The organism is Alistipes sp. dk3624, assembly GCF_009557455.1.
GTDB lineage: Bacteria > Bacteroidota > Bacteroidia > Bacteroidales > Rikenellaceae > Alistipes_A > Alistipes_A hominis.
Window position 1 is genome coordinate 514,874 of record NZ_CP045651.1, and the last position, 16,357, is coordinate 531,230.

General features: G+C 56.5%; 15 protein-coding genes. 10 read left to right on the top strand and 5 right to left on the bottom strand.

All coding sequences use genetic code 11. From position 1 onward, the window contains the following. The first annotated feature begins 107 nt into the window (after positions 1 to 107). The 6 genes from gmk (at position 108) to GFH31_RS02255 (ending at position 5,930) form a co-directional block, all read left to right on the top strand. On the top strand, positions 108 to 680 hold the full coding sequence (gene gmk / locus GFH31_RS02230) for a guanylate kinase (RefSeq protein WP_101573422.1): 573 nt from the start codon (positions 108 to 110) through the stop codon (positions 678 to 680). Positions 681 to 691: 11 nt separating this feature from the next. Further along, positions 692 to 1,303: a nicotinate (nicotinamide) nucleotide adenylyltransferase gene (gene nadD / locus GFH31_RS02235; protein WP_101573424.1), complete on the top strand. Its 612-nt coding sequence runs from the start codon at positions 692 to 694 to the stop codon at positions 1,301 to 1,303. After that, complete coding sequence (locus GFH31_RS02240) at positions 1,275 to 1,523, top strand: hypothetical protein (RefSeq protein WP_125147261.1); 249 nt, start codon at positions 1,275 to 1,277, stop codon at positions 1,521 to 1,523. The genes nadD and GFH31_RS02240 overlap by 29 nt, the downstream gene beginning before the upstream one ends. Positions 1,524 to 1,580: 57 nt before the next feature. After that, on the top strand, positions 1,581 to 2,561 hold the full coding sequence (locus tag GFH31_RS02245) for a D-alanine--D-alanine ligase (protein WP_153498356.1): 981 nt from the start codon (positions 1,581 to 1,583) through the stop codon (positions 2,559 to 2,561). Further along, complete coding sequence (locus tag GFH31_RS02250; protein WP_055206227.1) at positions 2,558 to 3,142, top strand: DUF3109 family protein; 585 nt, start codon at positions 2,558 to 2,560, stop codon at positions 3,140 to 3,142. Before GFH31_RS02245 ends, GFH31_RS02250 begins: the two co-directional genes overlap by 4 nt. A gap of 100 nt (positions 3,143 to 3,242) precedes the next feature. Next, positions 3,243 to 5,930, top strand: a complete 2,688-nt coding sequence (locus GFH31_RS02255; protein WP_153518032.1) for a hypothetical protein — start codon at positions 3,243 to 3,245, stop codon at positions 5,928 to 5,930. A gap of 25 nt (positions 5,931 to 5,955) precedes the next feature. Here GFH31_RS02255 and fmt read toward each other — a convergent pair whose 3' ends face one another. From fmt to GFH31_RS02280, 5 genes are read right to left on the bottom strand one after another with little or no spacing between them, the layout of a single operon-like run. Further along, a complete protein-coding gene (fmt, locus tag GFH31_RS02260; RefSeq protein ID WP_118657236.1) occupies positions 5,956 to 6,924 on the bottom strand; it encodes a methionyl-tRNA formyltransferase in 969 nt (322 codons plus the stop codon). Between the two features lie 16 nt (positions 6,925 to 6,940). Next, positions 6,941 to 7,327 carry a VOC family protein gene (locus tag GFH31_RS02265; protein WP_153498284.1) on the bottom strand — a complete coding sequence of 129 codons (387 nt, stop codon included), beginning with the start codon at positions 7,325 to 7,327 and terminating at the stop codon, positions 6,941 to 6,943. A gap of 24 nt (positions 7,328 to 7,351) precedes the next feature. Further along, complete coding sequence (locus tag GFH31_RS02270; RefSeq protein ID WP_055205122.1) at positions 7,352 to 8,584, bottom strand: bifunctional 3,4-dihydroxy-2-butanone-4-phosphate synthase/GTP cyclohydrolase II; 1,233 nt, start codon at positions 8,582 to 8,584, stop codon at positions 7,352 to 7,354. Between the two features lie 42 nt (positions 8,585 to 8,626). Then, the gene (locus tag GFH31_RS02275) at positions 8,627 to 10,099 is read right to left on the bottom strand and encodes an LptF/LptG family permease (protein WP_118657237.1); all 1,473 of its coding nucleotides are present in this window, start codon (positions 10,097 to 10,099) and stop codon (positions 8,627 to 8,629) included. Then, a complete protein-coding gene (locus GFH31_RS02280) occupies positions 10,083 to 10,922 on the bottom strand; it encodes a metal ABC transporter permease (protein ID WP_118458930.1) in 840 nt (279 codons plus the stop codon). Before GFH31_RS02280 ends, GFH31_RS02275 begins: the two co-directional genes overlap by 17 nt. 121 nt (positions 10,923 to 11,043) lie before the next feature. Here GFH31_RS02280 and mtaB point away from each other — a divergent pair, with 121 nt between their 5' ends. Genes mtaB through GFH31_RS02300 form a run of 4 tightly spaced genes read left to right on the top strand, consistent with a single transcriptional unit; the run spans position 11,044 to position 16,232 of the window. Continuing rightward, positions 11,044 to 12,351 (top strand): tRNA (N(6)-L-threonylcarbamoyladenosine(37)-C(2))-methylthiotransferase MtaB, encoded by a 1,308-nt coding sequence (gene mtaB / locus GFH31_RS02285; RefSeq protein ID WP_118458925.1) that lies wholly within the window; start codon positions 11,044 to 11,046, stop codon positions 12,349 to 12,351. 53 nt (positions 12,352 to 12,404) lie between these two features. Further along, complete coding sequence (locus tag GFH31_RS02290) at positions 12,405 to 13,157, top strand: hypothetical protein (protein WP_055205118.1); 753 nt, start codon at positions 12,405 to 12,407, stop codon at positions 13,155 to 13,157. Between the two features lie 6 nt (positions 13,158 to 13,163). Next, positions 13,164 to 14,609, top strand: coding sequence for a TrkH family potassium uptake protein (locus GFH31_RS02295; protein WP_172970801.1), 1,446 nt, complete (start codon positions 13,164 to 13,166; stop codon positions 14,607 to 14,609). Positions 14,610 to 14,669: 60 nt separating this feature from the next. Beyond that, positions 14,670 to 16,232, top strand: coding sequence for a sporulation protein (locus GFH31_RS02300; RefSeq protein ID WP_101574026.1), 1,563 nt, complete (start codon positions 14,670 to 14,672; stop codon positions 16,230 to 16,232). Positions 16,233 to 16,357: the final 125 nt, after the last annotated feature.

Below are 16,357 nucleotides of genomic sequence, written 5' to 3' on the forward strand. Positions count from 1 at the left end.
ACTACATTTGTTTCCGAAAATCCGGCAGAAAGTTTTCTGTCGAAATCCATCGAATCCATCAGCCGGCGTTTCGGAATCGGACGTCGCGCCAACACAACTCAGGACACATGCAAACAGTCTCCGGAAAAGTACTGATTTTCTCCGCCCCGTCGGGATCGGGCAAATCGACGATCATAGGCCGTCTGCTGGAACGCTTCCCGCAGCTCGAATTTTCGATCTCGGCGACCAGCCGCGCGCCGCGCGGGACGGAAGCCGACGGACGCGAATACTATTTTCTGAGTAACGACGACTTCAAGGCGCGGGCCGCCGCCGGGGAGTTCGTCGAATGGGAAGAAGTCTATGCCGGAACGTGCTACGGCACGCTGCGCAGCGAACTGAAACGTATCTGGGACAAAGGACACGTGATCGTGTTCGACGTGGACGTCAAAGGCGGCGTCAACCTGAAACGGATTTTCGGCGCGCAGGCGCTGTCGGTATTCGTCATGCCGCCGTCGGTCGACGAACTGCAACGGCGGCTCGAAGGACGCGGCACCGACTCGCCCGAAACGATCGCCCGCCGCGTGGCGAAAGCCGAACAGGAACTCGCCTTCGCGCCGCAGTTCGACCGGGTGGTCGTCAACGACTGCTTGGCTACCGCCGTCGCCGAGGCGGAGCGGATCACCGAAGCGTTCATCGGATAACGGGCCGTTCCATGCAGGCGGAAACGATACTCTATTTCGGGTCGTTCAACCCGGTGCACCGGGGGCACGTGGCCGTGGCCGATGCCGTATTGGAATCGACGGAAGCCGAAGCGCTTTGGTTCGTCGTATCGCCGCAAAACCCGTTTAAAGCGGGCAAAGAACTCGCCCCCGAAACCGACCGAATCGAAATGGCGCGCATCGCGCTGCAAAGTGCCGTCCATAGCGACCGCATGGCCGTCTCGGACATCGAATTCCGGCTGCCGAAGCCGAACCGCACGATCCGTACGCTCGAAAAACTACGCACGGAATATCCCGGCCGGAAGTTCAGCCTGCTGATCGGCAGCGACAACATGGCCGGTTTCCCGAAATGGGTGCATTCCCAAGAGATTCTCGACAGATACCGGGTGCTGGTCTATCCGCGTCCGGGTTATCCGACACCGGAATCCGCCCGGTCGGACGGCTTTACGATCTTAACGAATCTCAAAGAACTGCCGCAGGCGGCGACCGACGTCCGGACACGGATCGCACGGGGGGAAAACCCCGGAGCGGAACTGCCCGGCGGCGTGTGGGAATATATCAAAAAACACCGGCTTTATGGATATTCCGCAGGAACTGACCGATGAAATAACAGCGCTGAACAGCGCCATCGAGCAGCGGCCCGACGACGCGAGGCTATTGATCCGGCGCGGCAAATTGCTACACCGAACCGGACGATTCGACTGCGCGCTGAACGATTTCCTACGCGCGAAGCGACTCTGTCCGGACAACCCCGAAGCGGACGCCTACATTGCGCTATTGCGCGAAATTTTCGCCTTCCGTCACTTCGATTTGTACAATCCGTAACCGGAGTTCCGGGCGAAAACATTATCTTTGCGTCGTTTCAACTCAAACCCGGATTTTATGAAAAACATCGCACTGATCGCCGGAGGAGAATCGTCCGAATGGCAGATCGCACTCGAAGGAGCCTCGCTGGTCGAACAAAATCTCGACCGCACCAAATACAACGTCTACAAAATCATCCTGCACGACGGCCGCTGGAACTACATGGACGAGGACGGCGTCGTCTCGGAACTGGATCGCAACGACTTCACGATCGAAGTAAAAGGCGAAAAGATCAGACCGGACTATGCGCTGATCCTGATTCACGGCACCCCCGGCGAGGACGGACGCCTGCAGGGATACCTCGACATGATGAAAGTCCCCTACTCTTCGTGCGGATTCGTCACATCGGTCATCACGTTCGACAAATCGGCCTGCAAACGGGCTCTCGCCGGAACAGGCATCGACCTGGCGCGGGAAATTCTGGTCGGCAGGAATACGAAAATCGACCCGGCTGCCGTTGCCGGCGAACTGGGCCTGCCGCTGTTCGTCAAACCGAACGCCAGCGGCAGCAGTTTCGGCGTAACGAAAGTCAAAAGCGCGGATCAAATCCTGCCGGCGGTCGAGAAGGCATTCGCCGAGAGCGATCACGTGCTGATCGAAGAGTATATCCAAGGACGCGAAATCAGTTGCGGCGTATTGATCGCCGGCGGCCGGGAATACCTGTTCCCGATCACCGAACTGGTATGCGAAACCGAATTTTTCGATTACGACGCCAAATACAAGGGCCTTTCGAAAGAGATCACCCCGGCCCCGCTCGACGCGGAGATCGTCCGCAAAGTGAACGCGATGACCCTGTCGGCCTATAAAACGCTCAACTGCCGCGGCGTGGTGCGGATCGATTTCATCGTCAAGGGAGACCGCCCCTACCTGATCGAAGTCAACACGATTCCGGGCATGAGCGCGCACAGCATCATTCCCCAGCAAGCGCAGGCGATGGGCATGACCGTCGGGCAACTGTACGACCTAATTATCGAAGACACTTCAAAACAGGCAGAATGATCCAGATCGACGACAAAATCGTCAGCACCGACCTGCTGACCGAAAAATTTTGCTGCGATCCGTCCCGCTGCAAAGGCGCCTGCTGCGTGGAAGGCAACGCCGGGGCTCCGCTCGAAGCCGAAGAGATCGAAATCCTCGAACGCGAATACGAAACCTACAAACCCTACCTGAAACCGGAAGGGATCGCCGCCATCGAACGACAGGGATTCATGGTCGTCGACCGCGACGGCGACTACACCACCCCGCTGATCGGCGACGCCGAATGCGCCTTCTCGTTCGAGGAGAACGGGATCACGCTGTGCGCCATCGAGCGGGCGTACAACGAAGGTCGCACCGGATTCGTCAAACCGATCTCGTGCCACCTCTACCCGATCCGGGTCGCCGTATTCGGCAACGGATCGGTCGGCCTGAATTACCACCGCTGGAACATCTGCAAAAGCGCCTGCCTGCAAGGCCGCCAATACGGCGTTCCGGTTTATCGCGCGTTGCGCACGGCGATCGTGCGCCGTTTCGGAGAACCGTTTTTCCAGGCGCTCGAAGAAGCGGAATCCCTGCTGAACCGACAGAACGATAAAAAATAACCGCCCAACGACCATATAAATATAAATAAAAAGCGTATAAATATTTGAATTAGTTTTTTTATTGTTTAATTTTATGAACGGGTTTCTAAATTCGTTCATTATGAAAAGTCTCTCCCGGCTGTTCGTGTCGGTCTGCCTGATGCTGGCGACTGATCTTTTCGCACAGATATCGGATTCGTCCGATCCTACCGACGATCTTTTACCGTCCATCGAGTCGTTTTTCCAGCGCACGGCACGCCAGCATCAGGAGAAGTTGTGGCTTCATCTGGACAAACCCTACTACGGGGCCGGAGACAAAATTTGGTTCAAGGCATACCTCGTGGATGCGACCGAGCACAGGACGGACACCCTGTCCAACTTCATATACGTAGACATCGTAGACCGGAAAGGAAAAACCGTGCTCACAAAGAAAATAAAGCGGGATTCGTGCGGTTTCGCCAACAACTTCGAGATTCCACACGTATTCCCCGCAGGGGATTATACGCTCCGGGCATACACCGGATGGATGACGAACTTCGACCCCGCATTCTTCTTCCAAAGGAACATCCGCATCGGAAACTCCCTATCCGGACGCGTAAACGCCGCGGTAACATACACCGATCCCAAAAACGGAACCCCCCAGGCCATCGTGCGATTCACCGGCCCGGACAACGAACCCTATCCGGACGTAAACGTCCGGTTCGAGGTGTTCGACCGCAATGGCAAACGAATATCCGGAGCGCAGCAGAAAACCACCGTAACAGGAGCCGTATTCGTAGACCTGCCGCCCGATTCCATACGGCAAGGAGGGTACGTAAGCACCGCGATAGACCAGGGCGAGCTCTTCTTCAAAAAAGAGTTCTTCTTTCCCGAGGACTCCGTGCGCGTGGCCGTAAAGTTTATGCCTGAAGGGGGAGACCTCGTGCCCGGCGTGCCGCAGATCGTCGCTTTCAGGGCCGAACGATCGGACGCACGCACGGCCGAGGTCGAAGGCGTCGTAACGACTAAGGACGGGGATACCGTCGCCCGATTCGCCAGCGAGCACGACGGAATGGGATCGTTTCTGATCATCCCGAAGACAGGGGAACGCTACGTTGCGACCGTGGCGGCGCGCACGGGGGATACGCTGCGCGTAGAGCTCCCTGAAGTCGACGACGACGGGTATGCGCTCGCGGCCGTGCAGACCCCGGACGAAGTCCGTTACCGGGTAAACCGAGATCCGGACAAGGAGTTCGAACCCATGACCGTCGTCGCGCACGTCCGTGGAAAATGCATCGGAATACAAAACCTGAACCCGATGAATCCGACCGGACGGTGGAAGACCGATTCGATACCCGAGGGAATACTCCACCTCGTGCTGATCGACAGCTCGCTCAGGACGCGCAGCGAGCGAATCCTGTTCGTGGCCCATCCGCACGACCGGGAAAGGTGGGAGGCGGCCTCCGACAAACCGCGCTACGAGCCCAGGCAGAAGGTCGTTATCCGGATCAGGCTGACTGCGGCTGACTCGACGCCGCTGGGGGCAGACTGCTCGGTCAGCGTGACGGACAGGAAAACCGTCGCGACCGATTCGCTCGGAGAGGACATTCGCGCGAACCTGCTGATGACTTCCGACATACGAGGATATGTCCGCAATCCGGGGTATTACTTCCGCGACGAATCCCCTGCGACCAGGCATCACAGGGATCTGCTCATGCGTACGCGCGGGTGGAGAAGGTTCGACTTCGCGAAGATCGCAGACACCGCCGCGTTCAGGCCCGAGCGGTTTTGCGAGCACGGGCAGTTCATCGCAGGACACGTGACCGGAATGATGGGAAAGGACGCGCCGCTGGCCAGGGTGACCGCCGTAGCCCTTAACAGAGAAAACGTGTTCGGAACCGCGGTCGCAGACGAACGGGGAAACTTCCTGATCGACGGGCTCGACTTCCGGGACACCACCCTGTTCATGGTGACGGCGAAGACCAGGAGGGGAAAGCCCGTGCAGGCGGTTGCCATCGAAGAATCCTATCCGAGACCTGCCTTCTTGAGAAAGAATCCTTTCGAACCGGAAACGGAAAAAAACGCAATGAACCGCTATCTCGAAAATACGAAAAAAGGTCTTCTCGATTTGAACGGAGAAAAGGTATACGAACTCCCGGGGGCAGTCGTAAGGGCTGTGGACCCTAGAAAACCAAAGGCGAACAGTTACGGTACGCTATACGATACAACCGCGCTCGCTAAGTACAAACCAATGTCCCTGTATAACTACATGATGTTCTTGCCGGGAGTGGTAAGGGTGGGGGGAGGTTTGTTTGTAAAAAGAAAAGGGTTGCCAAATCCATTAGATCCCAAAGTTGATTTCAGTAAACTTTATGCTCCTGTTACTTTATCGCTTAATGGGACGAGTTGTTCTATAAGCGATTTAGCTCACTATATAATTGATGACGTTTTGTATATCAGCAATGTAAGGACAACAGAAATAATGTCTTTATCCGGTAGCGGCGAATGTCAAAATCATATAGAGATAATTTTAAAAGAAGGTGTTTCGACGGTCGGCTCTGAGATTAAAATGTATCGCACGATCGGTTATGCCGAAAGCGTCGAGTTCTACAGTCCGATATACGACACACCCGAAAAGATCGCCGACGAAAAACCCGATATCCGGACGACGCTGTACTGGAACCCTTATCTGCAAATCGGCCCGGACGGCACCGCCCAAATCGAATTTTACTCAAACGATCATAAAAACCAGCAATACGATATCGCTATCGAAGGAATAACGCCCGACGGAAAAACATGCCGCTACCGAAAAGATATATCCGCCCGGTAAATACGACGGCGGCATTTTCTGTTTCCTACACGAATACGCAAGCGTCGATTCGCTGAAAACCGCGCAGCAGATCGGCTACGGGCATACGCTTTTTACCGGCCACCTGCAGTTCGTCGAGAAAAACGTATCCGTCCGCACAGGCTACTTTCAGAAAGGTTTTTCTGTCGGAAAGGATCGTTCCGGGAGCGCACCCCGCTCCCGCATCCGGATCGGGATGAGCACGGTAAATCTTGACGGCAAGCGGAGCCGCATCGTCCCTGCGGAGTTCGCTCCATGCGACCGGATAGGGACTCAGTCCGCGGATCAGGTTAAACACCGTCCGGCGGTCGGATTTCCAGTCGATCCGACAGGTGTCTTTGAATATTTTCGGCGCCTCCCGGATTTCGGCAGGCGCTATGTCATCCTGTCCGACAGGTACGATGTCTCCCGCCGCGATCTTTTCGACCGTCTCGACGACCAAATCCGTCCCCGCGACCATCAGTTTGTCATGCAAGGTTCCTGCGCACTCGTCCGGCCCGATCGGGACACGGCTCCGGCACAGGATATCTCCTTTGTCTATCTCGTGGTTCAGCATAAAGGTAGTGACGCCGCTCTCCGTCTCGCCGTTGATAATCGCCCAGTTGATCGGCGCGGCCCCCCGGTACTGCGGCAACAACGACGCATGCAGGTTAAACGTCCCCAGCGCAGGCATCGACCAAATAATCTCGGGCAGCATCCGGAAAGCGATCACGATTCCCAGGTCGGGCCGCAACGCCCGGAACGTCTCGACGAACTGCGGATCTTTCAATTTTTCGGGCTGCAAAACCGGCAACCCGACTTCCACGGCATACCGCTTGACGGCCGACTGCTGCAAATGTAGCCCGCGGCCTGCCGGTTTGTCGGGCATCGTCACGACGCCGACGACGTGATAACCCGTTTCCACCAATCTCCGCAACGGGGCCACCGCAAAATCGGGGGTACCCATATAAACGATACGCAGTTTCTTGCTGTCCATATCTCTAAATATCCCGTTAAGCTACGATCTCGATCCGGTTGCCGTCGGGGTCGCAAACGACGCTCTCGAAGTATCCGTCCCCGGTCTGCCTCGGTTCGCCGGCGATCCGATACCCGTCCCGCCGCAACCGTTCGGTCAGGCTGCACACCGCTTCGCGGCTGCCGACGCCGAACGCGACGTGACAAAAGCCGGTATGCTCGCCTTCGTCCGAATCCCGGATATCCGTCCTCCGCATCAGTTCCAACGCGACGACGCCGTCGAAACGGACGAAAAAAGACTCGAATCCCTTGGCCGGATTACGGTATACGGGGCCGCTCTCCCCGTCGAAATAACGCACGTAAAAATCCCGCAGTTCTTCCAGACGGTTCGTCCAAAGCGCTATATGAGCAACAGCTATTCCCATTAGACCACAGCGTATTATCCGTTATTACTTAAACAATCCGAGCCGGTGCCCCATCACCTGCTCTTTGGTGCGAAGGTATTTTTCGTCGTACGGATTCGGAGCGATCACGATCGGAACATTCTCGACGATTCGCAGGCCGTAGCCTTCCAGCCCGGCGCGTTTCTGCGGATTGTTGGTCATCAGCCGCATGTTCCGGATACCGATCTCGCGCAGAATGCTGGCTCCGACTCCGTAATCGCGCTCGTCGACCCCGAAACCCAGTTTGACATTGGCTTCGGCGGTATCGTACCCTTCTTCCTGCAATTTATAGGCTTTCATTTTATTGAAAAAGCCGATTCCCCGGCCCTCCTGATTCAGATAGACGACTGCGCCTTTTCCTTCCTGCTCGACCATTTTCATCGCTTCGTGCAACTGGGCTCCGCAATCGCAGCGGCACGAACCGAAAATATCACCCGTCACGCACGAAGAATGCACGCGCACCAGCACCGGTTCGTCCGGCTCCCACTCCCCTTTGATCAAGGCCACATGATCCAGCCCGTTGCTCGTCTGGCGGAACGGGATCAGCTTGAAATGTCCCCATGCCGTCGGCATATCCACCATTTCGCCCCGCTCGACGATCGATTCGGTTTTCAGGCGGTAAGCGATGATATCGGCGATCGAAACGATCTTCAGGCCGAATTGCTGAGCGATTTTCCGCAAATCGCCCAGACGGGCCATCGTACCGTCTTCGTTCATGATCTCGATCAGCGCGCCGCCGGGAGTCAGTCCGGCCATCCGCGTCAGGTCGATCACCGCTTCGGTATGACCCGGACGGCGGAGCACCCCTTTGTTACGCGCCCGGAGCGGGAAAATATGCCCCGGACGGCCCAGATCGGACGCCTTGGTGGCAGGATCGACCAGCGCCCGCACCGTAGCCGCGCGGTCGGTCGCAGCCACGCCGGTCGTACAACCGTGTCCGAGCAAATCGACCGACACCGTGAAAGGCGTACCGAGCAGCGACGTATTGTTGGCAACCTGCATCTCCAGATCCAGTTCCCGACAGCGGTCTTCGGTCAACGGAGCGCACAACACGCCGCGGCCGTTGTGAAGCATGAAATTGACGATCTCCGGGGTGATCTTTTCGCCGGCGACGATAAAATCGCCTTCGTTCTCCCGATCCTCGTCATCGACCACGATGACGACTTTGCCCGCGCGGATATCTTCGATCGCTTCGTCCACACTGCTGAGAATCTTTTCGTTGTTTTGTTCTTGTGACATGATATTTCGATTTTGTATTTTTAATTTTCGGTTTTCGTACGGTTACCGGTTCTCCGGCTGCATACGCCGTTTTCGCGGGAATATCCGTTTAAAAAATCCGCGGATTCTCCGGGTGTGGGCGAGGTACCATTCGGCGTTGAACAGGTTCGAATCGTTGGTCGCTTTATAGGTCAGGTAGACGGAGATCGGCAACAGGATAAATGTGGCGATCCACATCCCGATAAAAGAGTTCCACGAGCCCTCGCGCGCCATCTTCTCGCCGGTGATCGTAATGATGTAATAGATTACGAAGAAACCGACCGATACGACGACCGGCATCCCCAGCCCTCCCTTACGGATGATCGCTCCCAAAGGCGCTCCGATCAGGAAAAAGATCATGATCGAAACCGGCAGGGCCATTTTTTTATGCCACTCGACCTTAAATTTGTAGAGCTGCGTGAGGGCGTCTTTCGAGGTTACCTCGTCAAACGAGTAGAAACTGCGGGAGTTGCGCGCTTTGTTGAGCGCCTCGTTGTAAATCCGTTGCCGGTCTTTCAGACCCATGCTGTCGATGTGCGCATTCAGGTAAACGGGCCGCCCGTGCAACGGAGCGATCGAATCGGTGCCGAGACCCTGGTCGAAAGGAAAAATGAAGGTGGTGATCAGCGGCTGGTAGGAGGCGCTGGCCGCCGCCGCGCTGACTTTCTCCAGCGAGTCGATCCCGGCCGAAAGTTCTTTCGTATTTTTGGTCTGGCTGTTGTTGAACAGCGACATGTCGGTTCGGGAAAAATCGAAACCCGACATCGGGATCACCATGTTGTAAACGTCGAAATAACGGCGTTCCAGCGTATTATCTTTCATCCACTGGTAGTTGCGCACCTCTTCGTGCATCTCGCCGTTATACAGCGTGGCCAGTAGGAAACGCTTGTCGTCGGACAGCGAAATGTAGCCGGAGTCGGCTACGATCGTCCCCATCTTACCGTTTATATTGGTATTGCGCGTATCGTAGATCAGGATATCGGTCAGCAGCTTCGTCTTCGGGTCCTGGTGGTCGACCCGGATGCTCATGTCGTTGTCGAGATTGAAAAAGAGCCCGTCCTTGAACTCGATGACCTGTTTCTGCTGCCGGATGTCGTAGATCAGCGCCGACATCTTCCGCATCGCCATCGGCACCAGATTGTTGGCGACGAAAAAACTGCCGACGGCGACGAAAAAGACCAGTACGATCAGCGGCCGCATGATCCTCGGCAGCGATACGCCGGCGGATTTCAGCGCGAGCAGTTCGTAATTCTCGCCCATATTGCCCATCGTCATCACGGCGGCGAACAGCGTCGCCAGCGGCAGTACCATCGGTATCAGCGTGATGGCGGCGTACATCATCAGCTCCATAATCACGCCCATGCCGAGCCCCTTGCCGACCAGTTCGTCGATATAGCGCCACATGAACTGCATGATAAAAACGAACAGGACGATGAAGAAGGTGAGCACCATCGGCCCTACGTACGATTTCAATATGAGCTTATGTACCGTTTTCATCCCGCTTCCGCATAAAGTCACGCAAAGGTAATAGTTTTACAATAATAAGCGTAAGGGTCAGTATAAATATTGTAGACGCGCCCGACGGAATATCGCCCTTGTAGCTGACATAAAGCCCGGCGAACGAACCGAGCACGCCGATCGCCGAAGCCCCGGCCATGATCCGTCCGAACGAGCGGGTCAGCTGGTTGGCGATCACCGCGGGCATGGTCAGCAGCGAGATCAGCAGAACGATCCCCACCACGCGGATCGAAATGACGATCGTCACGGCGATCAGCGCCGACATCAGGTAACCGATCAACCGCGTCGGCATATTCTGGCTGCGGGCATACTCCCGGTCGAAAGCCACGTACAAGATCGGCCGGTACCAGACGGCGAAAACGATCACGATCGCCAGGTCGACGATCCCCATCCAGATCAGGTCGGAGGAGGTGACGCTCAGTATATTCCCGAACAGGAAACTCATCAGGTTCGGAGCGTATCCCGGCGTCAGGTATACGAAGATGATCCCGACGGCCATGCCGAGCGACCAGATCAGGCCGATCGCCGAATCCTCGCGGATCCGTTTGCCGGCCGTAAAGGCTTCGATCCCGAACGCCGACAGCACCGCGAAACAGAACGCGCCGGCAATCGGATTCAGCCCGAAATAGTAGGCGATCCCGATCCCGCCGAACGACGAATGGGTGATCCCGCCGCTGAGGAAAACCAGCCGGCGGCACACCACGTACGTACCGACCATGCCGCAGGCCAGACCGCACAACAGGCAGGCGAGCGTCGCATGGGTCAGAAACCTGTATTGAAAAAGTTCGTAAAAGAAATCCATAAACCGTCGATCGAACCGCAAAGCTACGCGTTTTTTTCGGGAATTCTTCCACAATGCGGCATAAGCGGCAAAAATTAGGCGGCGGTTTTGTACCTTTGCGCCGGTATCGAAATACAACGCCATGTCATCCGCTAAAAAAGTAGGTTTTTACACATTGGGCTGCAAGCTCAATTTCTCCGAGACGTCGACCATCGCCCGCGAATTCGAAGCGGGCGGCTTCGTACGCGCCCGGCAAGGGGAAACCGCCGACGTATATGTCGTCAACAGCTGTTCGGTCACTGAACATGCCGACAAAAAGTGCCGCAACATCGTGCGCCGGATCGTCCGGACGAATCCCGATGCCATCGTCGCGGTCACCGGATGCTACGCCCAGCTACGGCCGCAGGATCTGGCCGCCATCGACGGGGTCGACCTGGTGATCGGCAACAACGACAAAGGCTCGATCTACGAACGGGTATCCGCACTCGGCGCCAAACGCAAAGCATCGGTACACACCTGCGAAGCCGGCGAGCTGACGAACTTTTTCGCCGCGTTCTCGACCGGCGACCGCACCCGCTCGTTCCTGAAAGTACAGGACGGGTGCAATTACCATTGCAGCTACTGCACGATTCCGCTGGCGCGCGGCGCCAGCCGCAACCTCCCTATTGCCGATCTCGCGGCCGAAGCGCAGCGAATCGCCGCGCAGGGTCAACGCGAAATCGTACTGACAGGTATCAACACCGGCGATTTCGGCCGAACGACCGGCGAACCGTTCATCGACCTGCTGCGGGCCCTCGACCGGGTCGAAGGCATCGATCGCTACCGCATTTCGTCGATCGAGCCGAACCTGCTGACCGACGAGGTCATCGCTTTCACAGCGGCTTCGAAACGATTCCAGCCGCATTTTCACATTCCGATCCAGAGCGGAAGCGACCGCATCCTGGCGCTGATGCGCCGCCGGTACAACACGGCGCAGTTCGCCGACCGGATCGCTGCGGTGCGCCGCGCCGTGCCGGACGTATTCCTCGGTATCGACGTGATCGTCGGATTCCCGGGCGAAACGGACGAAGACTTCGCCGACACCTACCGTTTCCTCGAACGTCTCGCCCCGGCATTCCTGCACGTTTTCCCCTACTCCGCGCGTCCCGACACCCCCGCCGCCGGATTCCCGAACCGGGTTCCGCCGCCGGTCGTCGAACGACGGGCCGCCGAGCTCGGCGCGCTGTCGGAACGTTTGCACCGCGCTTTTTACGAAAAGCAGGTCGGAACGCAAGCGCGAGTATTGTGGGAGAGCACGCGTCGCAACGGATATATGTACGGATACACAGGCAACTACGTCAAAGTCCGCACGCCGTTCGACCGTGCGCTAATCAATACGATCACGCCGGTGAAACTGACTGCGACGGACGGTGAAGAGGTAATGGATGCGGCGATTCTCAGCCGGGAATAGCGTAAGTACGCCAAATTGTTTATATTTGTAATCTTGAACAACGACAATCGGGCATGGGTTTGAAAAACAAAATACGGTTGGGCTTCCTTTCGTTGGCCCTGCTGCTTTTCTTTTCGGGAATCATTTCCTACTTCGAGCTCAGCAGGCTGAGCCATTCGACGCACAGCATGCTGGGAGCCAGCTTCCGCAACATGGAACTGTCGAAAACGATGCTGGACGCCGTGCAGGATCAGAACACCGCACTGCTGCAGATGATCGTCTCGGGCAGCCGCAACAGCGACTCGATGCTGATCGTCGGCCGGCAAAAATTCGACTCGTCGATGCGCGAAGCCAACGTGCTGATCCGCGACCTACAGGGGTTCGACTCGATCTACGCCGCCAACGTCGCCTACAACCGGATCGTCGACGCCTACCTCAGCGACAGTCTGCACAAAAACAGCGTCGGCTGGTACGTCAACATCTACGAAACGTCGTATGCCGACCTGACCACGTCGATCAAAAATTTCATGGTCTCCTCGCAGCGCATCATGGACGTCAAAGCCCAGCGGCTCGAAGACAACGCCTACCGCGCTACGATGCCGGGCTTCATCGCGCTGCTGATCGGCATTCTGATCGTCGTGGTATTTTTCTATTTCATCAACCTGTACTACATCTCCCCGGTGCTGAAAATCACCGACGCGCTGAAAAATTACCTGAATTCGAAAATCCCGTTCAAGGTGAACGTCGAGGGCCGGGATGAAATGTTCCGGCTGAAGGAATCCATCGAAAAACTGATCGATCAGCAAAAAAGCAAACGAAACGAATAGTCGGACATGCGGTTGAACATCGTACTCAGATACATCGGTCTCATCTTGCTGCTGAACGCGGCGTTCCTGCTGCTGTCGGCTTGCGTTTCGCTGCTGAACGGCATGGATACCGCTTTCTACCCGCTGTTGCAGAGTTTCCTGCTGACGGCGATCCTCGGAGCCTTTCCGCTGATCTTCGTGCAAGGCGGCGAACAGATATCGAGCTCCGAAGGCTATGGCGTGGTGGTCGGGGCGTGGCTGATGTCGTGCCTGATGTGTATGCTGCCCTACATGCTCTGGGGCGGCGAATTCACGCTGGCCGACGCATGGTTCGAAAGCGTTTCGGGCTTCACGACGACCGGGTCTACGTCGCTAAGCAACGTCGAAGCGCTACCCAAAGGACTGCTGTTCTGGAGGGCGTCGACACACTGGCTGGGAGGCGTCGGGGTCGTGATGTTCGTCCTGGTCGTGCTGCCGTCGATGGGCTCGACCAAGATGCGACTTTCGAGCGTCGAACTGTCGTCGATGGCCAAGGACAATTTCCGGTACCGCACCCAGAAAACGCTGCAAATCCTGATCGTCGTTTACGTCGGATTGACGCTGATCCAGACCGTGCTGCTGAAGATCGTCGGGATGGGCTGGTTCGACGCGGTCTGCAACTCGTTCTCGACCATCGCTACCGGCGGATTCTGCACCCGCAATTCGAGCATCGCGTCGTTCAACAACGCCGGGGTCGAATTCATCGTGATGTTCTTCATGCTGGTCTCCGGACTGCATTTCGGCCTGATATACGGCACGCTGACCGGCAAGAACAACAACATCTTCAAATCGGAAATCAGCAAATACTACATTTTCTCGACACTCGCGGGAGGCGTCGTCATTGCGATCAGCCTGTGGCTGACGGACATCTATCCGAATATATGGATTTCACTAAGATACAGCCTATTCCAGATTATATCGGTCGCTTCGACCACCGGTTTCGCCACGGCCGACTCGTCGGTATGGACGCCGCTTGCCATCGTCGTGCTGATGCTGTTCACAATCCAGTGCGCCTGCGCCGGGTCGACCGCAGGCGGCATCAAATGCGACCGTATTCTACTGTCGTTCAAAGCGATGAAAGCCGCCATCATTCAGCGGCAACATCCGAACGCCATCATCCGGGTGAAACTCAATGGAGTGATCCAGGAGAACAATACGGTCAACATGGCGATGCTTTTTATCGTACTGTACCTGATGCTGCTGGGGATCGGAACGGTCGCGGTAGCCGCTTTCGGCATCGATCTTGAAACCAGCTTCAGCATGACGGTAGCCAGCATGGCGAATGCAGGAGCCGGGTTCGGGCAGGTCGGTTCGATGGGCAACTACCACGAGATGCCGGGGATGGTGAAATTCATCGCCACGATCATGATGCTGCTGGGACGGTTCGAAATTTTCGGATTCATCCAGCTTTTCTTTTTGAACAAGTGGAAATGACGCCGGGCCGCACGTCCGTGTCGTTAAAAAATATATTTTTGCAGTTAGATTGATATTGCCATGTACAGACTGAGTCAGCTATTTGTTACGTTGTTTGCGGTTGCCCTCTCGACCGGACTGCAAGGACAGCAGGTCACGGCGCGCGTAGCGGGACTGGAAAGCAATGCGAAATACATGTCCCTGCTCGAACAGGAACAGCGTCTGCACCGAACCGAAGATTCGGTCGTGCAGGTCATCAACGACACGCGCAAACTTTTTACCGCCGAAACCACCGATTCGGAAAAAGAACAGCTCGGAACCAAAATCCTGCAACTCGAAAAAGAACTCTTCGAAATCCGGAACCAGCAGGGAGTCACGGCCAATGAAATCGGAGCGATCGAGCAGGACTTCATCCTAAAGAATCTGAACGGCACGGCCGAAAATCCGGCGGCAGCCGGCACTCCGGCTCCGGCGGGCGGAAAACAAACTCCGAATCTGGTCTACAACGTCTACTTCAAAGAAAACCTGTCGGAGCAGGATTACAAAGCGCTGCGGCACGCGCAGGAACTCGAACCGCTGCCGCTGAAACTGCTGGGAACCTATCTGGAAAACTATCGGAAAGCAGACTCGCTGGCAACCCTGTACGACACGACCGCCAACAAAACGCTGGCCGAAGAGACCTATGCGCAACTGGAATCGATCGGATCGCTGAACCGGGCGCTCAGCGACTCGCTGTCGCATGTCTGGAATTACATTTACGACAACAAGACCTACGCTTACAACTACCTGCTCGACAAGATGGGCAAGAACGAGATGCTGGACAAATTCGGCACGCAATTCCGCAACAACCGCCAGCAAATCGCCGCGATGCAGGACAGCGTAGCCTCGGAAACCGTTTACGGCTACCCGCTGAACAAACGGCTGCTGCTCGGCTACGAGGAGGCCCTGGCCGGAATCCTCGGATACACGGCGGCCCGGGACTCGGTGAACAAACAGGCCGAAATTTTCGGCAAACTGCACTACGACCTGCCGAAAATAGCTCCTAAAGAGCGTATTTTCATCGAATACGCCGATATCGAACGGGCCAGCCCGTCGAAATACAACGCCTCGAACCCGATCCCGGAAATGGAAGTATACCGACAGGGAACCGTATACCGCATCCAACTGGGCGCTTTCACCCAGAAGCAAGCGGTTTCGCTCTTCAAGGGAGTCTATCCGCTGTGTTACGAGAAGAGCGAAGACGGGAAATTCCGCTACTTCGCCGGGGCGTTCCGCGATGCGGCCGCCGCCGACGCCGGACTGGCCAAGCTGAAAAGCATGGGATTCCGCAAACCGGAAATCGTCGTATGGCGTGACGGCCGCTTCGAAATTCCCGGTGAAACGGGCGGCGAAGGAACGGCCGGCGAGCTTTCCACCCTGTACCGCGTAGAGATCGCCGGGCAGGGCGAAACCATTAGCGAGGCGATCAAAGAAGTGACCGACAGCCAGGCGGCCGGCAAGGAACTCTCGCGCGCCACGAACGACGACGGATCTTACCTCTATTCGATCGGGAATTTCGACAGCAAGGAAGCCGCCGATTCGCTGTGCCGGGCTATCAATGCAGTCTCGCAGGGTAGCGCGACCGTATTAGCCCTCGACTATTAGCGACCGGTTCCGCGCCCCCTAAAAACGATGCCTTCCCCGGTAAAAAACGGAAGGCATTTGTTTTTCACCTTATTTTCGACCGGTTCTTTTGCAGGTTTCCAAAAAATCCGTACCTTGGAAAAGAA